24 protein-coding genes are annotated in these 25,365 nt (G+C 61.2%); all 24 read left to right on the plus strand.

Annotated elements, in window-relative coordinates:
* Window positions 1-1,570: 1,570 nt before the first annotated feature.
* The 24 genes from ACZ5YA_RS13525 (at window position 1,571) to virB11 (ending at window position 25,292) form a co-directional block, all read left to right on the plus strand.
* A complete protein-coding gene (locus ACZ5YA_RS13525) occupies window positions 1,571-3,049 on the plus strand; it encodes a tyrosine-type recombinase/integrase (RefSeq protein ID WP_152385202.1) in 1,479 nt (492 codons plus the stop codon).
* 217 nt (window positions 3,050-3,266) lie between these two features.
* On the plus strand, window positions 3,267-3,542 hold the full coding sequence (locus ACZ5YA_RS13530) for a hypothetical protein (protein WP_152385203.1): 276 nt from the start codon (window positions 3,267-3,269) through the stop codon (window positions 3,540-3,542).
* Entirely contained in the window at window positions 3,526-3,852 is a 327-nt protein-coding gene (locus ACZ5YA_RS13535; RefSeq protein ID WP_152385204.1) for a hypothetical protein, read from the plus strand. Before ACZ5YA_RS13530 ends, ACZ5YA_RS13535 begins: the two co-directional genes overlap by 17 nt.
* A 15-nt stretch (window positions 3,853-3,867) precedes the next feature.
* Window positions 3,868-4,605, plus strand: a complete 738-nt coding sequence (locus ACZ5YA_RS13540) for a TcpQ domain-containing protein (RefSeq protein ID WP_152385205.1) — start codon at window positions 3,868-3,870, stop codon at window positions 4,603-4,605.
* Between the two features lie 24 nt (window positions 4,606-4,629).
* The gene (locus tag ACZ5YA_RS13545; protein WP_152385206.1) at window positions 4,630-6,318 is read left to right on the plus strand and encodes a type II secretion system protein GspD; all 1,689 of its coding nucleotides are present in this window, start codon (window positions 4,630-4,632) and stop codon (window positions 6,316-6,318) included.
* A gap of 1 nt (window position 6,319) precedes the next feature.
* Window positions 6,320-7,681, plus strand: a complete 1,362-nt coding sequence (locus tag ACZ5YA_RS13550; RefSeq protein WP_152385207.1) for a hypothetical protein — start codon at window positions 6,320-6,322, stop codon at window positions 7,679-7,681.
* Window positions 7,665-8,195, plus strand: a complete 531-nt coding sequence (locus tag ACZ5YA_RS13555; protein WP_152385208.1) for a hypothetical protein — start codon at window positions 7,665-7,667, stop codon at window positions 8,193-8,195. Before ACZ5YA_RS13550 ends, ACZ5YA_RS13555 begins: the two co-directional genes overlap by 17 nt.
* Window positions 8,192-9,985 carry an ATPase, T2SS/T4P/T4SS family gene (locus tag ACZ5YA_RS13560; RefSeq protein ID WP_152385209.1) on the plus strand — a complete coding sequence of 598 codons (1,794 nt, stop codon included), beginning with the start codon at window positions 8,192-8,194 and terminating at the stop codon, window positions 9,983-9,985. Before ACZ5YA_RS13555 ends, ACZ5YA_RS13560 begins: the two co-directional genes overlap by 4 nt.
* The gene (locus tag ACZ5YA_RS13565) at window positions 9,982-11,079 is read left to right on the plus strand and encodes a hypothetical protein (protein WP_152385210.1); all 1,098 of its coding nucleotides are present in this window, start codon (window positions 9,982-9,984) and stop codon (window positions 11,077-11,079) included. Before ACZ5YA_RS13560 ends, ACZ5YA_RS13565 begins: the two co-directional genes overlap by 4 nt.
* A 56-nt stretch (window positions 11,080-11,135) precedes the next feature.
* A complete protein-coding gene (locus ACZ5YA_RS13570; protein ID WP_152385211.1) occupies window positions 11,136-11,762 on the plus strand; it encodes a type 4 pilus major pilin in 627 nt (208 codons plus the stop codon).
* A gap of 67 nt (window positions 11,763-11,829) precedes the next feature.
* Entirely contained in the window at window positions 11,830-13,119 is a 1,290-nt protein-coding gene (locus tag ACZ5YA_RS13575; protein WP_180098137.1) for a prepilin-type N-terminal cleavage/methylation domain-containing protein, read from the plus strand.
* A 57-nt stretch (window positions 13,120-13,176) separates the two neighbouring features.
* Window positions 13,177-14,037, plus strand: coding sequence for a hypothetical protein (locus ACZ5YA_RS13580; RefSeq protein ID WP_152385213.1), 861 nt, complete (start codon window positions 13,177-13,179; stop codon window positions 14,035-14,037).
* A gap of 15 nt (window positions 14,038-14,052) precedes the next feature.
* Window positions 14,053-14,652, plus strand: a complete 600-nt coding sequence (locus ACZ5YA_RS13585) for a TrbM/KikA/MpfK family conjugal transfer protein (protein WP_227741279.1) — start codon at window positions 14,053-14,055, stop codon at window positions 14,650-14,652.
* A 3-nt stretch (window positions 14,653-14,655) separates the two neighbouring features.
* Window positions 14,656-15,321 (plus strand): lytic transglycosylase domain-containing protein, encoded by a 666-nt coding sequence (locus ACZ5YA_RS13590; protein ID WP_152385214.1) that lies wholly within the window; start codon window positions 14,656-14,658, stop codon window positions 15,319-15,321.
* 112 nt (window positions 15,322-15,433) lie between these two features.
* Window positions 15,434-15,763, plus strand: a complete 330-nt coding sequence (locus tag ACZ5YA_RS13595) for a TrbC/VirB2 family protein (RefSeq protein ID WP_152385215.1) — start codon at window positions 15,434-15,436, stop codon at window positions 15,761-15,763.
* A complete protein-coding gene (locus tag ACZ5YA_RS13600; RefSeq protein WP_152385216.1) occupies window positions 15,763-16,164 on the plus strand; it encodes a VirB3 family type IV secretion system protein in 402 nt (133 codons plus the stop codon). The genes ACZ5YA_RS13595 and ACZ5YA_RS13600 overlap by 1 nt, the downstream gene beginning before the upstream one ends.
* Window positions 16,161-18,620 carry a VirB4 family type IV secretion/conjugal transfer ATPase gene (locus ACZ5YA_RS13605; RefSeq protein WP_152385217.1) on the plus strand — a complete coding sequence of 820 codons (2,460 nt, stop codon included), beginning with the start codon at window positions 16,161-16,163 and terminating at the stop codon, window positions 18,618-18,620. Before ACZ5YA_RS13600 ends, ACZ5YA_RS13605 begins: the two co-directional genes overlap by 4 nt.
* 2 nt (window positions 18,621-18,622) lie before the next feature.
* On the plus strand, window positions 18,623-19,372 hold the full coding sequence (gene virB5 / locus ACZ5YA_RS13610) for a P-type DNA transfer protein VirB5 (RefSeq protein ID WP_180098136.1): 750 nt from the start codon (window positions 18,623-18,625) through the stop codon (window positions 19,370-19,372).
* Window positions 19,372-20,265 carry a TrbL/VirB6 family protein gene (locus tag ACZ5YA_RS13615; protein WP_152385219.1) on the plus strand — a complete coding sequence of 298 codons (894 nt, stop codon included), beginning with the start codon at window positions 19,372-19,374 and terminating at the stop codon, window positions 20,263-20,265. Before virB5 ends, ACZ5YA_RS13615 begins: the two co-directional genes overlap by 1 nt.
* A 622-nt stretch (window positions 20,266-20,887) precedes the next feature.
* Window positions 20,888-21,583 (plus strand): VirB8 family type IV secretion system protein, encoded by a 696-nt coding sequence (locus ACZ5YA_RS13620; RefSeq protein ID WP_152385220.1) that lies wholly within the window; start codon window positions 20,888-20,890, stop codon window positions 21,581-21,583.
* A 5-nt stretch (window positions 21,584-21,588) separates the two neighbouring features.
* On the plus strand, window positions 21,589-22,176 hold the full coding sequence (locus ACZ5YA_RS13625; RefSeq protein WP_152385221.1) for a hypothetical protein: 588 nt from the start codon (window positions 21,589-21,591) through the stop codon (window positions 22,174-22,176).
* Window positions 22,173-22,991: a TrbG/VirB9 family P-type conjugative transfer protein gene (locus ACZ5YA_RS13630; RefSeq protein WP_152385222.1), complete on the plus strand. Its 819-nt coding sequence runs from the start codon at window positions 22,173-22,175 to the stop codon at window positions 22,989-22,991. Before ACZ5YA_RS13625 ends, ACZ5YA_RS13630 begins: the two co-directional genes overlap by 4 nt.
* Complete coding sequence (virB10, locus tag ACZ5YA_RS13635) at window positions 22,988-24,154, plus strand: type IV secretion system protein VirB10 (protein ID WP_152385223.1); 1,167 nt, start codon at window positions 22,988-22,990, stop codon at window positions 24,152-24,154. Before ACZ5YA_RS13630 ends, virB10 begins: the two co-directional genes overlap by 4 nt.
* A 118-nt stretch (window positions 24,155-24,272) precedes the next feature.
* A complete protein-coding gene (gene virB11 / locus ACZ5YA_RS13640) occupies window positions 24,273-25,292 on the plus strand; it encodes a P-type DNA transfer ATPase VirB11 (RefSeq protein ID WP_152385224.1) in 1,020 nt (339 codons plus the stop codon).
* Window positions 25,293-25,365 lie beyond the last annotated feature (73 nt).

Below are 25,365 nucleotides of genomic sequence, written 5' to 3' on the forward strand. Positions count from 1 at the left end.
CCATGGCAAGAATCAATGCCCACCGGGGCGCCAAGCTTCCCCGCGCATTCGGAATATTTGATAGGGGATTTTGATAGGGTGTTTGAAAAGGGCTTTGACTGATGGCGTCAACACTTGATCTCTACGCCAGCCAAGCACTCCGGATCTGTTCGATGGTCCACAACTGGACAGCCGCCCCGCCCCTCGCCCACCGTCAGTGAAGCTGGAACGATCAACGGTTGATGATGTTCCAGACGTACGTGACTAGGGTGGCAACTGTCCGGCGCCGGCGTCTCAAGGTGGGAGTTATTTTTGCAACGCCACGAGCCGGACTCTTTTGACTGGGAACTGTTTGCCAGGCCGAGATACTCAAATACCCTGTCGGCAATTCAAGCCACTAACTTCTCCGCGACATGAACCGCGCTTGGTCCAGCCATTGCCGACCTTTTTGCTGCGACCCACGTTCCGTGTTTCTGAGCATTAATCGCGCCCCACGCTCCTTCGGTGCAGCAGGATCCACCAAGGCCGCCCCCACGATTCACAAGTGCGGACGGTTGCGGCGGGGTGAAATCTACGGACCTGCGGACAAGTTTCAGCGCCTCATACGCGGGATCGCGGCCAGCCCGGGGTCGACTCAGCGAAATAATCTGTTAGCCGCCTGAAAGACTCCGTGTCCCTGTCGCAGCCATTCAGACATTGCGCTGGCAACTCCTACTTCCATTGTCGAAAGGGCACCCCTCGTATCAGTACTAGGTTAAAGGATGCCCCATCCCCTCATTCCCGTACTAGGCCAAGTCTCAGAAGTTCGGGTCGGATAGACCGTCGACTTTGATTTCTCTCAGCGCAGCTCAGAGCGCATTTGACACTGAGGTGTGCAGTATGGTCTCAGTGCAATGCACACAGCACATGCAGAGTACGGGCCGCGACGCTTTAAAAGTGCAACCGCGGAAGACCGGTCCACAGCACAGCTCGGCATTTGCCCCGCTAACGAATAACGCCGCGAGGATGGAAGGGCCGAGGGGTCGTAACGATTCAACTGTCGCGTGGTGCCGCCGATGCTCTGCGACCTGGGCTCGGAACTCTCGCTTTGCTGCCCCAGCACACACAGCCTCAGATGAAGGGGTTTGGCCTGCCCCAAGCGCAACAGTCCCCAGAGCCCACCCAATTGGCCTGATGAGCCCAAAGTGCAGCGAGCTGCCCGCCCCCCCCCAATCAAGTAGAGACCCGGCAAGTCCCGAGATGGGCTATTGCCACCGAGTGCACATCCTTGCCTTGATGCCGCCTGAACTTGCTCACCGCCAACTGCAAGTTCGTTGTCCCATATGTTGTCCCATATGCCCAGCAAAGAAAAAGGGTTAGCTCAACGACATTGAGCTAACCCTTTGATTTTATTGGTCGGGGCGGTGGGATTCGAACTCACGACCCTCTGCTCCCAAATTGGTTGACCATGGAAGGGTGTGGACAGGTGCGGAAAACTTATTGCGCCTTTTCAACGACTTACACCGCATGAATTTCCATTATCATCCACCCGCATCCGTCGCAATCCGCAGCCGGGTGTACCCATGGGTGTACATATGACGGAAAAAAGGGCATGACGCGTTACCCGAAAAAAGGTCGAGGTCACAAATGGACAGTCCGGGAATTGGAGTCCATTCCAACAGCGTGGGCGAAGGACAGTATCGCAGACGGCGGAGGTCTGACTGGCCAAGTTCGAGTGGTAAATGGAACCGCTGCGGTTGCGTTCCGCTATAGCTTCAAGTGGGACGGCCGCAAGGTTTGGTATTACTGCGGCAACTGGCCGACGGTCGATTTGGTGACCATCCGTGAAAGGCGCGACAACGCACGAGCACTCGTAGCGAAGGGTGTGGACCCTCGGCGGCAGAAGGTTGCCGACAAAATAGAGGCGCAACTTAAAGTCGAGCAGGTAATCAGCGAGGAAAGCCAGCGTCGCGCCCATGATCTGAGCGTCAAGGACCTGTACGACGCGTGGATCAGCGAGGGCGTACGCCGTTCCGACGAGAATGCTGAACTGAAGCGAATCTTCGGGAAGGACGTACTGCCTACGATCGGTGACTCCGCATTGCGGGCGTTGTCCGAGGATGACATAAAGAAGGTTTTACGCCCAGTAATAGCACGCGGTGCAAATCGCCTGGCAGTGATCATCTTCGGCGCGATAGGCCAAATGCTCGGTTGGGCAGAAGATCGCCAACCTTGGCGGCGCCTCCTCATCGAAGGCAACCCAGCTAAGCTCATCGACCTCGATCTTCTGCTTGACGATGACTACGACCCGGAGAATGTACGCACCCGCGTACTGCATGACACCGAGATCATTGAGCTGGCAGATCGCTTCAGATCTGGCGAAGATGAGTACGAACAAGCGCCCAATAAACGAGTAGCCAAGCTGCCGGTCTCACCCGCTACTCAACACGCGGTTTGGATCTGCCTAAGCACGCTTACACGCATCGGGGCGTTGACCAAGGCCGAGAAAGCCCACATTAACCTTCCTGAACGCACTTGGTTCATACCGAAGGAAAACTCCAAGGGACGGCGCCGCCAAAAGCAGGACCAGCTCGTCTATCTCTCGGACTTCGCCGCGCGCCACTTCGAAGGTGCGATGCAACTTTCGGATTCGTTGTACGTGTTCCCAGCTCGGGATGGCCGAGGGCCGCTTTCCGGTCAATCAGTGACAAAACAGATAGGTGACCGTCAGACGCAGTTCAAGGCGGAGGATCGAACGCCGCTAAAAGGCCGCCGAAACGACAATACTCTGGTCTTGGCTGAAGGGGCCAACGGCAATTGGACGCCACACGATCTGAGAAGGACAGGGGCCACCATCATGCAACGGTTAGGGGCCTCTGAGAATGTTATTGACCGATGCCAAGGGCATGTGGTGCACACTGGCAAGAACAAGATTCGTCGCCATTATCAACTGTATGAATTTGCCGATGAGAAGCGCCAGGCATGGCAAGATCTGGGACATTATCTGGATCAGCTTTTACCGTCGGGGCTGACCACCCCTAGGACGCGTCGTTCCAAGACGTCGAGAAAGGGTCCGCCCTCAAATGAGTAGTTAACGCCGGTGTGCCAAGGGTTCGTTTCGCCAAGAGCACACCAGCTTTGAACCGCGAATAGTATTCGGGCTGACCTACCAGCCGTTGCGAAACATCGCGCCAATCGAGAGGGTTGCCGCAGCGCACACCCTCTCTGTGTTCCCTGGTCGTCCCAGCGAACACCTTCTCTGCCCAGGCCGGGCGCCATCTGCACACACTTCAATCAAGGATCTCCGCATGGCCAATCCGCCTGCGGCCCGTTCCTGGGCCGCATCTTTTGAATTCCCGTCGACAGCACGCGACGCCCGTCATGCCGCACGCACTTGGTTCGAAGCGGCTCCCGATATCAGCCCTGCCAAATATCGCGATCAAAAGTTCATCGAGCATTGCAAGGGCAAGGCTGATTCGCCCCTCGAACGAAGAATCCGGCTGGACGCCTTCAAACAGGCGTTTGCTCAGGCCATAGGCCACATCGTCGTAGAGGAGGCCCGGCTTCATGCGCTCCCTGCTTGAACGCCCGATTACGTTTCGACTGTCCGACGCGGCTCGTCGTCGTTACGAACAGGCCGCAGCAGACCGGGGAATGACGCTGTCAGCCTACCTCCGCGATCGCCTCGAAATCGACGACCAGGTCGCTGAGCACGTCTCGCAACTGCGTCTCACCCTTTTGGATAGCGGCGTCGGTGGACAGCCGGACGCGTCGCTATTGCCAATCCTGCTGGAAATGCTGCTGCTCACACGGCGACATAGCCCGCCCGGCGATCTGCGCGCCGTTCACCTTGAACTTGAACGACAGGGCGTCACGCCCCGGTCCCTCAAGTAGATCTTAGGAACCCCCATGCGAGTATCCCTCTTGGCGGCCATTGCCTCGGCCGTCTGCCTCCTTTCGGCCTGCGGATTCGTACCGCCCGCCCCGCCGACACCTCCGGACTCCGGACGCATCCTCATCAACCATGCGGATCCGCGCACCGTTCTACCGGGTAAATCGCCGACCGTCCTGGCCACGGCCGACATTCCGCCCATTCCCGTGCCCGTAGCGCCGCCCAAGCCAGAAAGCACTGCACCTGACGCCAGCGCACCGCTGCCGGCCGCTACTGATGTGACGTCGGGTGCCGGCACCTCTGCGTCGGCGCCGACGCCGGTAGCGACAAGTGAAGCCACGGCGCCTACCACCGATGTGAGCGCGAGTCCGCAACAAGTCACACCGACCGCTGGCACCATCGTGACGGTTGAAGTTGCGCCGACGGAGCCCATTGCAGAACCGCAAGTCGTGGACCCGCCGAAACAGATTTGGCGCGTCAGTCCTCAAGACGGGACGGTCCGCCAAGCGCTCAATCGCTGGGCAGCGGATGCCAACTGGACCTTCGGGCCTGATCAGTGGGAACTGAACTTCGACATACCGATTCAGGCCCCCGCCGAGTTCGAGGCGGACTCATTCCAAGAGGCCACCCAGGCGCTGTCCCAGGCAGTCGCAATGAGCGAATCGCCTATCCGCCCCTGCTTCTACGGCAACCGCGTCCTGCGCATGTTGCCCTTCACCCGCAGCTGCAATCGCTCCCCCGCCACGCAATCCTAGCCGCGGCGTTGACCAGGAAAACCCATGAATTCTTACCGCACTGTACTGACGGCGGTCATGCTGGCCTTGCTCGCCGGCTGCTCGGCCCTGCAGGCCACCGACCGCGTCGAATCCCGCGCAGCGCTGCGCCAGGCCGACGGTACCATCGCGTTGGACCACTTCAAACTCAGAGCCGGCGACGTCGACCGTGCAAAGGGTCAGGTCGTTGAACTCCCCTGGATCGCTGGCCGACCGCAGCCACTAGCACGGGAAGTGACCCTGCCGCCGGCGCTGCGGGCAAACGTCAACACGACGCTCCTCTTCGAGAACAATTCCGCAGACCTCAAGACGCTGGCCGACCGGATCCAGATTGCCACAGGCATCCTGACGCAGGTCACGGCGGACGCCTTGCTGCCGGCCGAATACTTCTTACCGCGCCTAGCGGGCGACCTCGGCACGGTAAACCCGCTCAGCCTGGGCGCCAGCACCGCCGACACGCTCGTCCCGGCCCTCATCCCCGGCGCGGCGGTGGATCGAATTGCAGGTCCCGCGCTGCCCACAGGCGTGGCCCGCACAAAGATGGCACCACTGCCAGCCGGCCAGGCCCCGCTGGCCTCGGTGCTGGACGCAATCGCACTGCGCCTGGGCGTGTACTGGCGCTACGACGACAAGATCGGCGCGCTGCGCTTCTACCGGACAGAGACCAAGAGCTATGTGGTCCGCACGCCCACGCAGGCGGCCGAAGAGAACCTGCAGCGGGATATCAAGTCGACCAACTCGATGCTGGCGGACAGAACCAGCGCGGGTGCGAAGGACGAAGCGCGCGAGCTGGCGGCGGTCGTCAGCAAGGTCAGCCAGTTCCTCAGCCGTGCCGGCGTGATCAAGGCTGCGGACGGCGCGTCCAACACGATTGTCGTGACGGACACCAAGGAAGCCCAGGACCGAATTGGCGAATTTCTCGACGCCGAGAATCGTCAGATGACCCGCCGCGTGCGCCTAGTCTTCGAAGAAATCACGGTGCAGAGCGACCGGATCAATCAGGGAAGCGTGGATTGGAGCATCCTGTTCAACAGCCTGGGGCGCCAAAACACGGCCTCCGCAATCGGTGTCGCGCCGATGCTGGACGCGGCCAAGGCCGCCGGAAGCGTGGGCGCTAGAGTGGGAAGCGGTCCCTTCGCGGGCACCAACCTTGCACTGTCAGCGCTCTCGCAGCTGGGCTCGATCATCGACCACAAGAGCATCCCGCTCTTGATGCAGAATCGCCGCCCGGGCAAGTACGACACGCGCCGCTCCTTCGACTACATCAAGGACCTGCAGCAGACGCAAAGCACGTCGGACAACTCGGCCCCCACCGTCACCGTCACGCAGGACAACAAGACTGTCGGCACCTTCCTCACCGTCGTGCCAGATGCGCAGGACGACGGCCAAGTGCTCCTGACGATTGCCTACGACGACACCCGGCTCATCGAAATGAAAAAGGAGCCGGTCGGCTCCCGCGATGATCAGTCGTTCGTCCAGCAAACCGACATCGGCGGCCAGGGACGAGTGCAGCAGGTGATGGTGCGTCCCGGCGAGCAAGTGGTGATCGGCGGCTACCAGCAGTCGGCAGACACCTCTACCAGGCGGCGTCTGGACGACAAGGCACCGATGCTCGCCGGCGGCTCCGACGCTTCGCAAGAGAAGCAGATGCTCACGGTCGTTCTGGTCACGGCCATTCCCGAAGAAGGATTCTGACGTGGCACGACGTGAGAAGACCCCGCGGCGGCTGAGTTACCGGCTCGTCGCCATCCCCGGTACATCGAATCAGCTTGTCTTCGGAGTTCGATGGCAGACGGTCCTCGGCGAGGATCCGCAGAAAGAAGCGCTGCGGCTGGCACGCAAGGTGAAGGCCACACACTTTGTCCACAGCGATGCCCGCAGCCCTTCCGTCGGGCTTCTCATCGCCAAAGGCAAGGAGCGTCGCGCAAAGACGCGCGCCATCCTATTCTCGGCGGCCGCCGCGTTTGCACAGATGCATCGTCACGGCACCCACATCGTGGCGCTCAATCTGCCCGACAAATCCGTATGGATTGCCGTCATTGTTGCTGGTGTGGTCCAGACGGGCGGAGACGCGGTCTTTGCAGATCTGCAGGCGGCACAGCGCGCGCTCGATGAGGCGCTGGCGCGCTACGGCGAGGCGCAGGTGCACGGGGACCACCGCACGCAGTCACGGCCGTTCTCCCTGCAACAGCTAGCAGCTCACACCAACCAGCAGTCGTCCCTGCGCCGAGCCGGCTTCAGTCTCGCGATGGTCTCGCCGTTCTGGTGGACCCTCCTGGGCCTATTTCTGGTGTACGAGGCCTGGGACATCGGCATGAGTTACTGGGAGGAGCGGCAAGCGCGAATTGCACAGGAGATGCTGGCCGCGCAGCCCGAAGTTGACCCTGCAACGTTGTGGAAAAAGGCAATCGCTGCGTGGGCAAAGACCGCTCGAACGCTAGGAGAGCCGGGTCTAGCCCCGCTGCTGCAACAACTGGAGGATGTGCCCACCGCGCCCGGCCGCTGGAGGCTTGTCGAGGTGGACTGCCGACCGCCGGTGCGCAGTTGCGTCGCTAAATACCAACGAACGCGGCTTGCGGACAATCGCACCCTGCGCACGGCCCTACCGCCCACTTGGAAGATCGAGCATGTTGATCTGGAGACCGCAAACGCCTCCTGGACCATCCCTGCGGGGTTGGCGCCTCAGCCGGTGCTGCTGGCGGAACTTCCCGACGCAAAGGCGATGCGGCAGGTTTGGGAGCCGTCCTGGCAGGCACTGCGCCCAGCGCTGCAGGACCTGTCGCTGTCTGCGCCGGGACAAGTGCCGATTACGGTACCGAACGTCAAGCTTGCCAACGGGTTGGAACAACCCGTAATCCGGCCCAAGGAGATCAAGCTTCCGGCAACGCGCGCGCTCGTCATCAACGCGCCGCTGCGCTCCCTGTACGGCTTGGCGCTTCCGCGTACCTCAGAAGTCACGCAGTTGCAGATGCGCTTTACGCCGGACACCACTCCGGGACTCACGACGAGCGCCTTCGTCACAACGCTCAAAGGAACCATCTATGTTGAATCGCCCTGAACGCAAGCGGCAAGGCTGGCTCGTGTTTGCCGCCGCCGGCGCCACCGTCGCCCTCGCCGTCCCTCTTTCGGTGTCGGCACAGGTCGGGGTGGTCGGCGCCGGCGTCGATGTCGCCAGCCTGAGCCAGCTTGTTCCCCAAACCGTTCAAGAACTGCTTGAGCTCGATGCCCAGCGCGCACTCGATGAGGAGAATCGCAAGGCGCAAACCGTAAAAGGCGGAGGCGCGCAGCTTGCCGCTTCCGGCCCACCTGCTGCCCAGGCCGCCAAACCCGATCCTGACGCAACGCCCGTTGTCGCGCCGCCACGGCTTCTCGCCATCACAGGCGTCGGAAAGCAGCTGACGGTGATGATCGACCAGGCGGGCCGGCGGGCGCATTACCGCAGCGGCTACGCCGAGCCTGTCGCCGGCGTCGACCTCGGACTGCGCCTGCAGGCCGTATCTCAACCGTGCGCCAGCTTCGTTGACCAGTCCCAGGATGTCGTCACCTTTTGCCTAAATCGAGGAACACCATGATCTCAAGCCTCATTCAGTTGGTGCGGCGGCTCAAGCGCACGGTGCATGTCAGCCTGCGCGAACAAGAGGAAATGCCGGTGCTGGACATGCACGCATCGACTCCTGCAGTGTCCACCGGTGACGCCTACCAGCACATCGATTCGTTCGAAGACATTACGCAAATGCAGCCGGCGTTCAGGACGCTCAAGGTCGATTGGTGCGGCTCGACATCGGCGGTCACCGCATGTGTCGCCGAGCTCGAGGGACCGCGCTATGTCGTTTTCGTCAAACCGCGCGAAGTCGACACCGACATCTTTCGCGCCGTCGAACAGCGCGCCATCGACGCCGCCAAAGGCCCGGTCCAGATCTACACGATCAACCCGGTCATTCTGCTGACCCTTGTCAGAGAGCGGATGCAGGCCCAAGACGTGATACAGCGAAGCTCCCGGATCCGAGGCCAAAAGGAAAAGTCGGCAGTTCGCCAAGGGTTTTACGACATCGTGTCCTGGGCGGTACGCAACGATGCGAGCGATCTGCATCTGAACATCGACACCACGGCCGCGAAATCGCGCATCAGCGCCACCATCGACGGCCAGTACACCACGCCTGAACATCTAGCGATGCCCACGCAGCAACTCCTCGACATGGCCAGCGTTGCCTGGCTGGATGTCAGCGGCGGGAACGGCCTATTCCTTGACATGGCCAACGAGCAACAGGGTCGGCTGTACGAGGTGGTGGACGAGCGCAGCTACATGCTTCGCTGGGGTTCATTCATTGCAGACAAGGGGCCGTCCATCACGCTGCGCTTGCTCGACGTGGACTCCAAGGTGCAAAAGGTGGACATGTCAGCCCTCGGCTATCTCCCCTCTCAAGTCGCCCAGTTCGAGCGGGCGATGCGCAGCATGGGCGGCGCCATCGTCATGGGCGGCATCCCTGGCTCCGGAAAGACGGTGAGCATTGCCCAACTGATTGTGCGTCTGCCGAGAACGCGCAAGGTCATGTCTATCGAGGATCCCGTCGAACTCATCCTTGAGGCAGTGCTCCAAGCCAGCGTTTCGCGCTCTCTGGATGGCTCCGACCGCGAAACGATGAAATCGAAGCTCATGGCGCTCAAGCGAGCGGCCGCGAGTGACGTCTTTCTCGGGGAGATTCGCGATGTGCTCACAGGCGCTGCATTTCAGGACATCGTGCTCTCGGGCAGCAACCTTTACTGCACGACGCACGTGGGAAGTGCGCTTGCCATTCCGCAGCGCTTTGCCTCCAGCGAAATCGGAATACCGCGCAGCACGCTGGGAACCCCTGGCGTTTTGAAGCTGCTCGTTCACCAAGCCCTGATGCCCAAACTGTGCCGCTGCGCCCTTCCCGCCGTGGCACTCCTTGACGGTGCCCAGGATCGGATGGGCATCAAACGAGATCGCGGTACATGGCAACAGTACTTGGCGGGCATCGAAGCCCTATACGACTTCGGCAGCGATTCGCTCAAGATCCGCAACCCGGACGGCTGCGAACACTGCCGCAAGAAGGGGATCCCGGAACTCTTCGGCTACGCGAGTCGCACCGCAGTAGCTGAACTCTTCGAGCCCTCTAGTGATCCCGATGCGCTTCGAGCCATCGCAAACGGCGACGAGATCCGCCTGAGAGCGATCTTCGCCAGCCAGCGCACCGCCCGGTACGACGAGCCCGATATGGAAGGCAAGTCCACCATGGAATGCGCCGTCTACAAGATGAGCCAGGGAATGATCGACCCCCGGGACATTGAGCCTCATTTCACGGCGTACGCAACACTTCTGCGCCAAAGGAAAAAGGGATGAAGATTCCCTTCTACTTCACGCGGGTCGGCCAAGCTGCCAACAAGTTCTCGCGGGCCCGTGCGGACTGGTACGAATACTTGGCCGACATGACGGAGGACACCCAGGGTCGCCGGACGTTCCTGAGCATTCTTGAAGCTGACGCGCAGCGCTACGGCAAAAGCGCCCGCGGCGTCCTGTCGGCTTACTGGGCTCACCGTATCGTGGAAACCGGCGAGCTTGGCAGGACGCTTCACCGCACGCTTCCACCGCGAGAAGTAGCGGAATTTGTCTCGCTGCAAACTCAAGGGCAAGCGGTATTCGCGGGCGGCCTGCGCGACATGGCCGCCGTCGTGCGGGTGACGGCCCAGCTTAGGGCAATCCTCGTCGGCACGCTGGCGGTGGCCGCCCTAATGCTGCTACTGGTGTGGGCGATGGTCATGCTCGCGGTCCCCTACCTCACCGCACCAATGCTGCAGGACGCCATGCCAGACATACGGTTTGAGCTGCTCAGTCCGTCGACCCAGGCGTTCTTCGACATGGCGCAGTGGATTCGGGACAAAGGTATTCGACTGTGGTTGATATCGATCGCCCTCGGCGTTGCCGTCTATCTCTCGTTTCCCTATATGGACAACCCGCTACGCCGTTGGCTCGACAAGTGGGGACCGTATCGGCTCTACCGGGACGTTCAAGCCATTGCCGTGGTAAGCACCGCGGCAACCGCCGTAAAGCCCCGCGCTGGCAAGGTCATGCAGATCCGTCAAGCGATAGAGCTGCAGTTACCGGGGGCCTCCCGTTGGCTTAGCCACCGGCTTCAGGCTATCCAGAATCGACTCGACGACGCAAAAAAAGGCGCCGCAATATTTGACGTTGGCCTGCTCGATCGAGAGATCTACTGGTATCTCGAAGACCTCTCGAACACGCTTGGCTTGGACGCAGGCCTGCAGAAGACCCGCGCACGCATGGAGACCACCATTCTCAAGCGCGTTGAAGACCGCGCAAAGGTCCTGCGATGGGCAACGCTCATCTGCGCCGTCCTCGTCATGGCTGGCCTCTTTTTTTGGCATCAAAGCGTGATCATGGACATGCGCAACGCCTTGATGATCGACGCAATGTAGCAACTCGCCACCACGAATGCTCGTGGTGAAAACTTATTCGAACAAACGGAATTCAGATGCAAAAGCACAACATCGCGACCGAGCGCGCCATCCAACGCGCCAAATCTGCAGACCTGCGCCGTCAGGGCGGTTGGACGCTGGTCGAAGTAGGCGCGGTCATCGCCATCGTCATCATCCTCGCCATCGTCGGCTTTCCCTCTGTGAAAGGATTCTTCATCCAAGGCCGCGTGCCTGCAGCCGCCGGCGAGTTGCAGCGGTTCATGTCCACGGCCCGGATCATGAGCGAAGGCGACTCGGCCACGCCTTACTCGGCGATCGACAACGCGCAGAACTTGGCGCCGTCGCTGCGGGACTCCACGGTTTTCAAGGTGACCGGGAACACGGTTGCACACCGCCTCGGCGGTACAGGCGTGGGCTCAAACGGAACGATCACTATCGCGCCGGCCGCGCTGGGTGGCGGCGCGGCCGGAAGCGCATTCTCCCTAACGCTGACGAACGTCAACCATCGCGCCTGCCCCGTTCTCGCCTCCACCATGAACGGCATTTCCGAGATGATCAGCGTAAACGGCACAGTCGCGAAAACCTTGGGTGCCAACAGTGAGTCTGGGACGTTCAACGCCGTCACCGCCCAAAACCTCTGCGTCAATGGCGACAACAACACCTTCGTCTTCGCCACACGCTGATTCTCTGGGACCGCGTGAGGGGCGTGCCACCAGCACGCCCGCACGGGCTCTCAAACGAGGCGATCCAATGCAATTAATTCAATCACCGCTGTCCTGCAGGACGCGGGCGCGCGCGCCCACCCAGGCAGGCTTCACGCTCGTCGAGGTCACTGTCGCCCTACTACTCGTCATGTTGCTGGCTGTATTCGCGGCGAAGGAAGTCAGACGCAAGGCAGACGAGGGCGCCGCTGAAGCGACCGGCCGTTACCTGATGCAAATCCGGGGCGCGGTGGTCGATCTACAGTTAAAGCATGAGGCTTGGCTGCGCGGCGAAGACCTCACCGATTTGCCCGCTGGTTCGTATCCCACGCCTCCAGCTCTAGCCTGGGCCAGCGTGGGAGGCGCACAAGTGGCGCGGGGCGGGCTGTCCGACCTCACGGCGCTAGGGCTCCTGCCGGCGACCATCCCGAGATACCCGAGCTTGGGAGACGTAGCGCGGTTCATTCTGGTCCGACAGGGCGCATGCCCAGGCGCTGATTGCCGTACAAGCGCCTTTGTCTATGCTTGCCATCCCATCAGCACGGCGCGCAGCCTGCGGCAAGGCGCCGAATGCACGCCGCCTGCGGGCAGCCGCGGCGATTTTGACCAAACCCTCCTGAGCAAGGTCATTCTCGCCGCCGAAGGATACGGTGGCCACGACGCCCGCGGGTCGAATAGTGTCCGAGGTCCGCTGATGGACATTCCGCGTGCCTGGTTTGATTTCGGGGCGCAGCCAGGGCATGCCGTCATCGCTGCAAGCCTGGACGCCACACCCTTCGGCCAGTTCGTGCGACATGGAGAAACCCGGCCCGTCACGCTGCACAACACGCTGACCGTGGGAGAGACGATCCAGAGCAACAAAGGCTTGCTGCTCAACACGTCGGTCGCCCAAGGCGCGGCGTGCACTGTGGAGGGCCTCTACGCATCGACTGCCAACAAGATGCTCGCGGTTTGCACGGGTGGGGTGTGGTTCACGCCCTTCGGTCACGTGATCACAGGCGTGTACAGCAACCTGCCCAGCGATGCGGCAATACCTGCCCTTTCCTGCCCAGCAGGTCAGACGCCATGGCGCTATGCGTCGATCCAGTCCCTGGACGTCACCGTCACGGGGAGCGACGTCAACGTTGGCGGCTCGGTGGGTGGTTCCATCCAAGGGTCCGGCTCAGTCAACGCCGCCGGCGCGGTTGCTGTGAACGGGACCTTCGCAGGAAGCTTCCAAAACTCTGGCTCCAGCTACGTGCGGGTCGGCCAGACGCTGGCCATCGCTGGCGACCGGGTTGTCATTTCGCCGGCCGGCGCTAACGCTCGCGCCGCCGTCATCCAGGGCTGCAAGAACTGAGCAGTCCGCTCGCTTTGTGCGTCCGACCTGGACGCACTCATCACCTTTGAGGCAAGCATGAATTTCCACACACTCAAGTGCTGGGGCAGGCGCGCGCTCGCACTGGCCGCGCTCCTGGTCTCAAGCCACGCCGCAGCCGCTGCAGATCCGCCGGGCAAACAGGCCGACGTGCAGCTCAAGACGGATCTGACTCACATGAACATTCTGGTCACCCAGGGTGCACCGCTGCCCCCGGGCGGATGCGTGGCCGGCTATGCCTGGCACACCACCTACGGCGGCTGCCGACGGGCTGAATCCCAACCCGAATCGGCCGCGTGCCCGGCCGGCTTCACCGGGAATCGCACCCGTTACCGGACCGCATACATCCTGCAGGCCAACGCATACGACGTCGCGTATGAGCCTTGGGGGCCGTGGCAGGACTCGTGCACGGCATCTCGCTTGTCGGGTGTCGTGGACACATTGATCGCCGCCGCGAACGGCGCGGAATCGGGGGAAACGAACAACACTTCCACCCTTCCACCGAATCTGGCAAAAGGCATGATGGTCTATTACGGAACACGCTTCGGCGTCACCATTCATCGACCCTCAGCCACGTTGAATTGCACCTACGCCTCTGGCACCACGGCGGGCAGCGGGAATTCGAACTCTCCCATCTGGTTCGGCCTCCTGATGGCCCCAGGGGAGTCAGTGACCAGGCGCGGGGAGAGTGGCTCGTTCGGCCACTGTCAGCTTTCCAACGGCAATCTCACGGCGGAACTGTACGGCAGTTGCGATAGCAGCACCGGAGGCGACCTCGATTACTGCGTTGGCGCCACGCGCGTGGTCAACATCACTTCCGTCAACGGATGCACCGTCACCACGGAGACGCGCCAAAAGAACACCGTCATCGATGTCGGCAGCTACGACATCTGCCATTGATCGGAGGAAATCAACATGCACATCCTGCGGCGCCTGATGGCGCTCCTTGTTTTTGCAGTGTCGTACTCGACTGGCGTGGGTACCGCCTTCGCGGCGGATGTTCTGACGGGCGATACCCGCCTGGCCTGCGAAGCGATCTTGTGTCTTTCCAGTGGCTCACGCCCCAGCGAGTGTTCACCCTCCCTGTCCCGCTACTTCGGGATAAACAAGAAGAAGCTGTCGGACACCCTCAGTGCCCGGCATGACTTCCTATCGCTTTGCCCCGCCTCCGGAGACTCAAAGGAAATGAGCGACCTGGTGCGCGCGATATCGCAGGGCGCGGGGCGCTGCGATGCAGTCTCCTTGAATGCCGGTCTCGGCAGGTGGCAGGGGTCCACCGACGACGGGTATCCCATTATCAGCAACAAGCGCCCCGGCTATTGCAACGCGTATAGCTCGCACGAATACACCGCCTTCGACGACGACCTGCCCCGGTACGTGGGCACGCCGGAAGAGCGGGGCTATTGGGTCGAGGCGAAGGACTATGACCGGGAACTCGCCAAATACGAGAAGGAGCTCGCCGACCGCAAGAAACATGAAGAGTGGCTCAACGGCTCAGGAAGCGGGGGGAACTAGACAATGGACTTTCCCACGCTCGCCCGGCAGTGCGCGCCTGACGTGCATATCAGTACGCTGAGCGCGGTGGTTCGGCATGAGTCGGGCTTTAATCCCCTGGCCATCGGCGTCAACGCCAAGCCGCATCGCAGCATCCGCCCTAAGTCCAAAGAGGAGGCAGTCCAGGCGGTGCGTGATCTCATCGCGCAGGGCGTCGACTTCGACGTCGGCTACGGCCAGATCAACGTGCGCAACTGGAAGTGGCTTGGCGTGACGCCCGAGTCGATTTTTGATCCGTGCGTCAACCTGGCCTCCGCGCAGCGGGTGCTGGTCGACTGCTACAAGAGAGCGGCGAAGCTGCACGGAGCGGGGCAGAACGCGCTATATGCGGCATTCAGCTGCTACAACACGGGCAACCTAACCTCCGGCTTCAGGAATGGCTATGTCGGCAAGGTCATCGCCGGCGCAGGTCTGGCGGTCCCCGCCATCGTGAAAGAGGGAGGCGCGTCCGCCAATCCCGATCCCAAGACCAGCAGCGCGCCGCCTCGAAAGCCGTCCAAGCCGGATGCCTTTCAGAAGCCTCGCAACGACGCTTTCGCAGCACCCCGCAAAGACGCATTCGAACCACGCACAGATGCCGTATTCGGCAGGCCCGTCCCGACGCCGGCCTCGCGCCTCACGGCGCAATAGTCGTCTACCCCTGGCCGATGTTTAGCCGCTAAACACCGGCTCCTCCGTTTTTTCTACCTCAACGAATGCCGCCTCGCTCATCGCCAGGTGGCGTCACCCCTTGGAGTCTCAAATGACCGCAGCATCCAACGCCCTCCCCGTCCGCTCGCAGCCCAAGAGCCACCGCACGCTTGCCGCCCTGGCATACGCAACCCTGGCAGTGCTCCTCCTGCTGCAACCGGAACTGGCGATGGCACAGTTCGAGAAGGCCACCACCGCCGTGCAGAAGATCAAAGACTGGCTTTGGCTCATCATCCCTGTCATTGGCCTTGTCTCCGCCGGCATTATCGGCATCCTCTATTCGTTCGACGTGATCCGCAAGGAAACCGCCTACCAGTGGGCAGTGGGTATCGTCTTTGCCGGTGCCATCGCTGGCGGCATCATCAAGCTGGCCTTCGGTTGATGGCTACCTCGCCCAAGCAAAAGGCCAAAGCCCCAGCTGCAGCCGCCCCAGTCGCGGTGGGGTCAGAAGTGCCGCCCAACCGCTTCCCACTTTTCAAGGGTGCCACCCGCGTCGCCACCGTCCCCGGGGGAGTGCCCACACGGGCATTTGCTGGACTGGTCTTCCTGACCGTCACCGCCGCTTCATTCACGCTGTGGGGCTGGCTGCTATTTCCCGTCCTTTACCCGGTGATGGCGATTCTGAGCCGCAATGATGATCGCGCCTTCTGGATCTGGGAGCTTTGGGTCAAAACTAAGTTTCTGGCGAAGAACAAGCGCTTCTGGGGCGCGATCTCCCTCACGCCAACACCCTACAGCCGGCGGCGCCCCTGGGCCCGATGGCTTGGAGTTCACGATCGATGACACAACAATCCATCGCGACGCTGCCGGCGTATGAACCGCCAGTCGGCACATTTGTCCCCTACTCCCATCACGTCACCCCGACCATCATTGCAACCCGCGACTGGGAATACCTCTCGGTGTGGCGTATCGATGGACGCACGTTCCAAGGCTACAGCGATGAAGAACACTGCCGCTGGGTCGAGGAACTGAACAACGTGTTTCGGGGGTTCCCAACCGGATTCGGGATATGGTCGCACCTGGTCCGGCGCCGGGTGTCCGAGTACCCCGAAAGCGAGTATCCGGATCAGTTCTCTCGCGATCACGACGCCGCGTACCGCAAGGTCTTCGCAGGCAAGCCGCCGATGATCAACGAAATGTACCTGACCGTGATCATGCGGGCCCAGATCGATCCAGCCCTGCGCATTCTGTCAAAATTCGAAAAACGCACGGCGCGCTCAGCGCTCGCGTGGCAGAACCAGGCTATCGAGCAGCTAGATGACGTCAACCGCAAGCTCGGTGGATCGCTCAAGCGCTATTCGCCCGAACTGCTATCCATCGTGGAGCGAGAATCTCCGCACGACACGGGCGGGGAGGAGGCAACACGTCGAAAGTCGCGGTTCTCGGAGCCCGCCGAATTCCTTGGCTTTTTGCTCAACGGCAAGATGCAGCCCGTGCCGCTGGTCAATGCCCGCCTCTACAACTACCTGCCGACCAGCCGGCAGTTCTTCTCCACACACGGTGAGCTGGGCGAAATGCGCGGGCCCGACTGGACACGGCGCTATGTGATGCTGGAACTACGTGAATACTCCAACACCACCAAAGCGGGCCACCTGAACTGCCTGCTCAACCAGCCGCACGAGTTCGTGCTGTCGCAGTCCTTTGGAGCGATGTCCAAGCCCGATGGGCTCAAAGCGCTGTCACGCCAGATCAAGTGGCTGGAAGACTCGGGCGACTACTCGTCGTCACAGATCGCGGACCTGCACAAGGCGCGCGATGAGCTGGCCGCAGGCCGCTTCGTCATGGGCGACCACCACGCCACCATCCAGGTCTTCGGCGAAGACAGCGAGCGGGCTCTTCGGGCGGCCGCGAGCATCAGTGGCGCGCTGGCCGACGAAGAGATCATCGGCCGACTATGTGATCGCTCATCCTTGGCTGCGTGGGCCGCCCAACTTCCGGGCAACTGGAAGTGGCGCCCTCGCCCCGCTCCGATTACCTCGCTGAACTTCCTGAGCTTCTCATCGATGCACAACTACCTCTTCGGCAAGCCCGCGGGCAACCCTTGGGGGCCGGCGGTCACGATGCTCAAGACAACGGGGGGCACGCCTTACTACTTGAACTTTCATGCTTCGCTCGAGGACGTCGACGAAACCGGCAAGCGCCGCCTCGGGAACACGTCCATCATCGGGCAGTCTGGCGCCGGCAAGACGGTCCTGTTGGGACATCTGATCACGCAGGCTCGCAAGTTCAACTACACGGGCATCGTCTTCGACAAGGATCGGGGCATGCAGGTGACCGTCATGGCGATGGGCGGTAAGTACTTTCCGCTGCGACTGGGCGTTAACACCGGCTGGAACTACCTGCAGCTGCCGGTCACCGCTTCGAACGTCGCGTTCATGGCCACCATGACCAAGCTGCTGGGGGCTAACGGGGAGGAAGCCCCCACTGCATCCGAACAGAAGCAGATCGCCATGGCGGTCAACCAGCTTGTGGAGCACATCGACCTGGAGGATCGGTGCTTGTCCAACTTGATCAATTTTCTCCCTGCTGCGCCATCACCGGAAGGTCAACTGAGTCTGAAAGAGCGCCTCAAACGCTGGTGCGCGGGAGGCGAATACGGCTGGCTGTTCGACAACCCCAAAGACGAGCTGGACCTAGCCGCCAATAACCTCTTTGGCTTCGATTTGACGGAGTATTTAGATGAAGGGCCAATCCGGGATGCGGCAATCACATACTTGCTCTACCGCACAGACCAGATGATGGACGGTCGGCGGATCGCCCTCTTCTTTGACGAGGTCCAGCACCCGCTAAAAGTACCGTACTTCCAGGCTTCGATGCAGGACGCTAGTCGCACGGTGCGTAAGAAGAACGGCGTTCTCACTTTCGCAACACAGGAGCCAGCGGCGATTCTGGAGAACCCTGTGGGCCGTTCGCTTATCCAGCAGTCCGCCACCGCAATCTTTCTCGAGAACCCCAAGGCGACCGCCGAGGAGTATATCGAGGGATTCAAGTTGTCTCCGGCCGTCTTCAAGATGGTCAAGGATCTGCCGCCATTCAGCCGGCAGTTCGTTGTCAAGCAAAACGAATCAGCAGTCACCGCAGAGCTCGACCTTTCATCTTGCCCAGAAGCCTTGCTGGTCTTCTCCGGGTCTGAAGATCTGGCCGAAATCGCTGAGGCTGCAGTTGCCAAGCTTGGCGACGATCCTGCCCTCTGGCTACCCCACTACCTCAAGCTCGCCCAAGAGGCGACAAGGAGATGAAAATGTTCCAGAAGCACAACCTAAAACGCCGCTCGACCCACGGCTGGCGCGCAAGCTTCACCGTAGCGCTGGCTGCTGTACTTCTCTCAAACTCCTTGGCGCCCGTGCACGCGAGCGGCATCCCGGTCGTGGATGGTGCCAGCATCGCCGACCGGGCAGTCAAGCATGTCGAGACGCTGGCAAAGTATGCTGAGCAGATTGCTGTCCTCAAGGACCAGCTTGAAAGCCAGAAGCGCCAGCTTGAAGCCCTCACTGGGACTCGGAACCTCGGCGACATCCTGAACAACCCGGCGATTCGTGACGCGCTGCCGGCGGACGCACGCGAAATCCTTCGTGCCTCAAACGGCGGACCAAGCGGAATCTCGGACGTGGTGGAGCGCATCGAGCGCGAAGAACGGTTGACCGGCAACTACGAACAGGACAAGAAGAATCTGGACGCCCGGGCCGAAAGACTCGCGGTTCGCAGCCAGGCGATGATGGAGCAGACGCAAAAGGCGATGACGGCCCGCGTCAAGCAGGTGGACCAGCTGCAGGCCAAGATCAATCAGAGCCAGGATCCGAAGGCGATCGCCGATCTGCAGGCCCGCCTGCTGGTCGAGCAGGCCAACATCCAAGCCGATCAAACGCGGGCAGACACACTGACGCGCCAGATCGAGGCCGAGCAAGCCCTGATGGAGCAGCAAGCCCAAAAGCTCGCCGACAGCTCTTTCAGCCTCAGCGCAATACGCGCGCCGCTTCCGGGAGCGAGATAATGGCCACCACCGGGGTTAGCCTGGTCAGTCTCGGTGGAATCGCGAACTGGATCGACCAGTCGGTGACCACGATGCTAACCAAAGTCATCACGCCAATGGTCGCTTCGGTCACCCTCAAGCTATTGCCATTCGTGTCGGTTGGCCTGTCTGTTGCGCTTGTCTGGTACGGTTGGCTCATCTGCTCCGGGGCGATCCAAACTCCCGTCCTTCATGCGTGTCGGCGGGTCTTCAACATAGTGATCATCGTGTCCATCGCCGGCACCGGGGGGCTATATCAAAAGGAGATTGTCGGTGTCATGCTGGATCTGCCTACTTCCGTGGCTAAGCTATTTACCGGCACCGTCAAGACCCCTTCTGAAATGATGGATGACGCGGCGAATAATGGCGCGGAGATAGGCACGCGACTGCAAGAGCGCGCGCCGGGCGGTATCAAGAAAATCGCTCAGGCCTTTGTCTTTGTGGTTGTCTCGGTCATCATCACCATCATCTCAGCGGTCATGAGCGCGATTGGGATGCTGGTGTTAATCACCGTAAAGGTTGGGATGGGCTTAGTTGTAGTCATGGGGCCGTTTTGCATACTCGCACTACTGTTCGAACCGACCAAGCAGTTCTTCCACAGCTGGCTCGGCCAGGCCCTCTACTACGCTATTTACGCAGGCCTTTTTATGGTGGTTTTCATGTTCATCATGGGGATGTTCGGACAACTCCAGCAAGGCTTGATCGATCTATCGAAAGCGGACCAGATCAATATATTTTCCATGCTCACGGCTATCGTGTTCTTCATGATGTGCTCCAAGTTCATGCTAGAACAGGTCTCAGTAGTGGCTACCAAAATAACTGGCAGCGGCGCCGGCGGCGGAATTGCAGTTCCATTCATTGGGAAGATTGGCTAATATTAAGTTTCAATCGCGGCCCTCCCTGACAAGCATAAAAATTCGAGGATATAGATGGATCCTTTAAAGCCGCTGGGAAAGGCACTTTCTCAGAACCCCTTGATGGGCACGGATGTGCCGCTATCGGTGCCGCCCGGTGTTGCGCCCGATCAGCCGATATCAGCTTTCCAATGGATGAGCCTTGCCAAGGCGACTTGGACTTGGGTTCTCCGTCCCTTGTGGTATCTCTGCTTCAAGTGGCCGTCTCAATTGTTCCTGATTGGAATGTCAACGCCCCGCTCAAAGAGTAATTGGGATTGGCGCCGGGAGCATGACTACCAGCAGGGCATGAAGATGACCGAGGCTATGACTCGGGACGCGCGCCAAGAGCGTTAAAACTTCCCAAAGCATCTTTAGTAGGCCGGTCAGGACGCGACAGCGACCGGACCCTGTAAAAGGCACAGCAATCGCTGTGCCTTTCTCATTGCGCTGCGCAGTAGCCAGCCCCTCAGATCTAAATCCCCCTATCTCTTCGGAGAATCGATGAAGCATGCCATTCTGGCCGCGCTCGCCGCGGCTCGCCCTTTTGCGCCCGTACGAAACGTGCGGCCCCATCACCTCGGCCGGCAATCGGAGGATCAACATGTCCTTTGAAGACCCGAAGCTTTCGCTTCAGCAAGAACTGGACCGAAACCGGACCCTCGACAGGGACCTACTGACGGAAATCCTGTCATCCCGATCGAAAGCATGGCGCGTGACGACAGCCGCATTTGTGCTGGCGTTCCTGGCGGTCGGCGCACTGACCGCACTCATGATGAGCTTCACCCCTCAGCCTCCGTACGTCGTGCGCGTCAATGACGCGACCGGCGAGGTGGAGAACGTGTCCCAGCTCGGAGACGCTCAGGAGGACTATGGCCCTCGACTCGCGCGCTACTTCGTCACGCAGTACGTCCTGTCCTGCGAAGGCTACGACTGGCGCACCCTTCAAAACATGTACGACCGATGCGGGCTGTTCAGTTCGCCGGACGTGCAACAGCAGTACCACGCCAAGTTTGAAGACGACCCAAGAACTGGCCGTGAAGCGCTGGACAAGAAGTACGGCGAGCACACCCGCCTGGTCATCAGTGTCCGGTCCATCACGCCCGGCCCGAACCAGACCGCCACCGTCCGGTTCACGCGAAGCGAAATGGGGCCCCAGCGCTCGCCCAACACGGAGCAGTTCATTGCCACCATCGCCTACAGGTTCATCAACGCGCCGATGTCAGAAAGCGTGATTCGTGACAACCCGCTGGGCTTCCAAGTCATTTCCTACTCGACCGCCGTCGAAACGCTGAGGTAATCGTCATGCAAAAAGCACAAATCAACGAACTCGCCCGCCGCCTCGAAGAAGTGGGCCGCATGGACAATGCGCAACGCACCGCGCTGCTGCGCGACATCGAGCGGTACGCCAAGAACGACCTTTACGGCGCCGCACGCCTTTGCAAGGACCATCTCCACAAGGATGCGAACCTGCGTTTGCCCACGGCTGTAATGGCCGCCGACCGCATCGGCAAGCACTTCGAGGAGCGGATCCGCGAAGCGCGCCGGCCGGTGGAGTTGTACGGCGAGCAAGACCGGCAGATCCGCCAGCCCGAAGACGGGCGCGAGTACAAGGGTCCGATCGTCGGAACCACACCCAACTGCCTGATCCAGCGTGACAACGAAACCGGCGACCTCATCGTTCACGCTCGCAACACGTTGAATCGATCCTTCGAGATGACCGGCAACGAAGATGCGCTTGCCATCAGCTACCCCTTCAAGGCGGTGGGCGGCGTTGGCCTGGTGCGCGACGCAGACCACGACAAGCAGGCGGAGATGGGAATGGACCATCAACATTCGCACCAGCAGTCGCGCCAACGTGAAAGCAACCTCGAGATGGGACACGCCCGATGAACATCCGCTTCAGGCCCTTGGCCGTGGCGGTGCTGTCGGTCGCGCTTTGCGCGGCCGCAGCGCCCGCCTGGTCGCTTGACAGACCTGCAGCTTCGCCCAAGGATCAGCGAATCCGCTGGACGGACTATGACGCCGCCGACGTCATTCAGGTCGACACCACCCTTGGCGTCGCAACCCAAATCCAGCTCAACGACGACGAGGACTATGTGACCCACGCCTTTGGCGATTCGGCCGCATACGACTTCCAGCAGGTGGGCAAGCATCTGTTGCTCAAGCCCATCGTCGAGCAAGCCGACACGAACCTTCTCTACATCACCACCAAACGGAACTACTCGTTCCTGCTGAAGTATGAGAAGGCCCGCAAGAGCGGCGGCGTATTTCGTGTGGTGCTGCGCTATCCCGAACTGGAGCAGGCAAAGTCCGCCGCCCAAGAAGAGCGCGACCGTGTGCAACGCGATCTCGCCACCGCCGACGTCGCGATCAACTGGCAGGCCTACTCGATGAGCGGCGACACAAGCCTGGCGCCGACGGCCGCGTGGGATGACGGTGCGCAGACTTGGCTTCGTTTTGCGCCTGGCCAGGATCTGCCTGCGATCTATTTCGTGGACGCCGACGGACAAGAAGTGATCGTCAACCGTCATATGGAGGACGAGCAGACCGTGGTGCTCCATCGGGTCGCCAAGCGATGGCACTTACGCGTGGGCAACCAGGTCTTGGCCGTTCACAACGACGGCCCGCCCGTTGCACGCAGCTTGGCCACTGGCACCGTCTCGCCACAAGTTCAGCGTGTCATTCGTGAGGAAACTGCGCCATGAAGTTCTTCAAAAGGCGAAAAAAACCCGGTCAAACCATTGACGCCGTGTCCGAAATCGAGGAGCACCAGGCGGAGATTCAAGGCCGCGGCCGTCCGGACCTGTCGGGCACTGCCAAGCCCATGCAACAGGGCGCGAAAACCTTTATGTGGCTCCTGATCCTCATGGCGTTCATGGTAATCGGCACGGTGGGTTGGCGAGCAATCAATACGCCCGCCGCCCAAGAAGCTGCGCCCGCGATGCAAGAGAAGATCGAGAATGTGCTTCCTGGTCTGAAGCTCCGGCCAGATCCGCCACCTCCGCCACCGGCCCCGCCGGAGCCATCACTTGCGGCGCCGACCGTGCCCGGAGCGGCCCCCCCAACGGAACAGAAGGGTGCCTTGTCCAACTTGGCCGATGCGGTAGTGGTCGATCCAGTCATGCAGCGGCGCCTGACGAGCGGCCTGAGAGGATCCAAGGAAGACGGCAGCAAGTCAGCCGACCGGCAAGGATCGCCCCAACCTGCGCCTCGCGAAGCGGATAGCGGGCCGATGGCCGGCAAGCTCACGCCCATGAAACTCTCAGCGTCGCGCGCTGGCTTGGTTGGCAACCGGGACATGCTGATCACCCAGGGCTCAATGATCGATTGCATCCAGGAAACCAAGCTCGTCACTGCGCAAGCCGGGATGCTCGCTTGCTACGCGCCGCACGATATCCGCTCCACCAGCGGCCGCGTGGTGCTGATCGACAAGGGCACGCGATTCATCGGCTACCAGCAGGGCGTCTTGGCACAAGGCCAGCCCCGCGTTGGCGTCGTATGGTCCCGACTGGAGACCCCCAAGGGCGTGGTCATTCACCTGGACTCGCCGGGTACCGGCCCGCTGGGCGAAGCAGGTCTTGACGGCTTCATTGACACGCACTTCGCTGAGCGATTCGGCGGGGCAATCATGGTCAGCCTGATCAGCGATTTGGGCACGTGGGCCACCTCGCGTGGCAGCAGTGACAACGGCCAGGTGCAGTTCAACACCACGGGCGATGCGGCTACCAACGCGGTGACCACGGTGCTGGACAACACCATCAACATCCCGCCGACGCTGTACCGCAACCAGGGCGGCCGGCTGGGAATCTATGTCGCTCGCGATCTGGATTTCAGTTCGGTATACACGCTCCGGTCCGTCGCGCGCTAGTGACGTCGATAGCAGCACCGGCGACTGCAGCCCTGCTGGCCGGCGCCACCCACTCAGCTTAATGGCAGGCCCGTCCGTGCAAGCATTGGCGGGCCTGGCCCCATTCAACAGGCATTCTATGAAAGATTCCTCGAGCGCCTCGCCCATCGACTCGGGCGGACGCGACACCTCTTTGCGCCAGATGATGCGGCCCATCTCCGGCTACCTGGCCGATGATGCCGTCCGCGAAATCGCGATCACCCGGCCTGGGGTGATCTTCACGCGATCCCACGGGCGCTGGCACGAACGCCACGATCCGAAACTGACGCTCAGCTTTCTGGAAGCGCTGGTGAACGCCATGGCCAGCTACAACAACGTCAACTTCACGCCGATCATGTCGCTGTTGCTGCCGGATGGTGAGCGCGCTCAAGTCGCCCAGCCGCCTGCGGTGATCGAAGGCGCGCTCTCGATCAATATTCGCAAGCACAGCAGTGTCGTGAAGACCTTGGACGAGCTGGCCACCGAAGGCGCATTTGCCAACTGGGTTGATGTGAGCGGGCCCGTGGAGAACGTCCAAAGCCTGACCGACTACGACAAGGAACTGCTCGAGCTCAAGAAGGCAGGTGACATGCTGCAGTTTCTTCGCCGGGCCGTCCTTCAATGCCGCAACATCATTGTCGCGGGCAAGACGGGCTCAGGAAAGACGACATTCGCGCGCAGCCTAATCGACAGCGTGCCGTCCCTCGAACGTCTCCTGACCATCGAAGACGTGCACGAACTCTTCCTGCCTAACCATCCCAACCGCGTGCACATGATCTACGGCAAAGGCGCGGGCCGGATGACGGCTACGGAGTGCATCGAGGCCGCCATGCGGAGCTCGCCCGATCGGATCTTCCTGTCCGAGCTGCGCGGCCCCGAAGCGTGGGACTACCTGAACGCGCTCAACACCGGCCACCCTGGATCTGTCACGACCACGCACGCCAACAGTGCCCGCGATACGTTCGAGCGCGTCGCACTGCTCGTCAAGCAGTCAGCGGCTGGCAACCAGATGGATATTGAAACCATTCGACGCTACTTGTTCTCGACGCTGGATATCTCGCTATTCTTCGCCGATTACAAGCTGGTCCAAGTCTATTTCAGCCCAGGGCGCGTGCTATGAACAAGCGCGTAGACGTCAAACTTGCTTTCATAGCACCGGTAGGACTGCCTGGCGTCCTGCGCCTACAGCACGA

It is taken from the genome of Achromobacter sp. JCM 18799 (genome assembly GCF_055395645.1).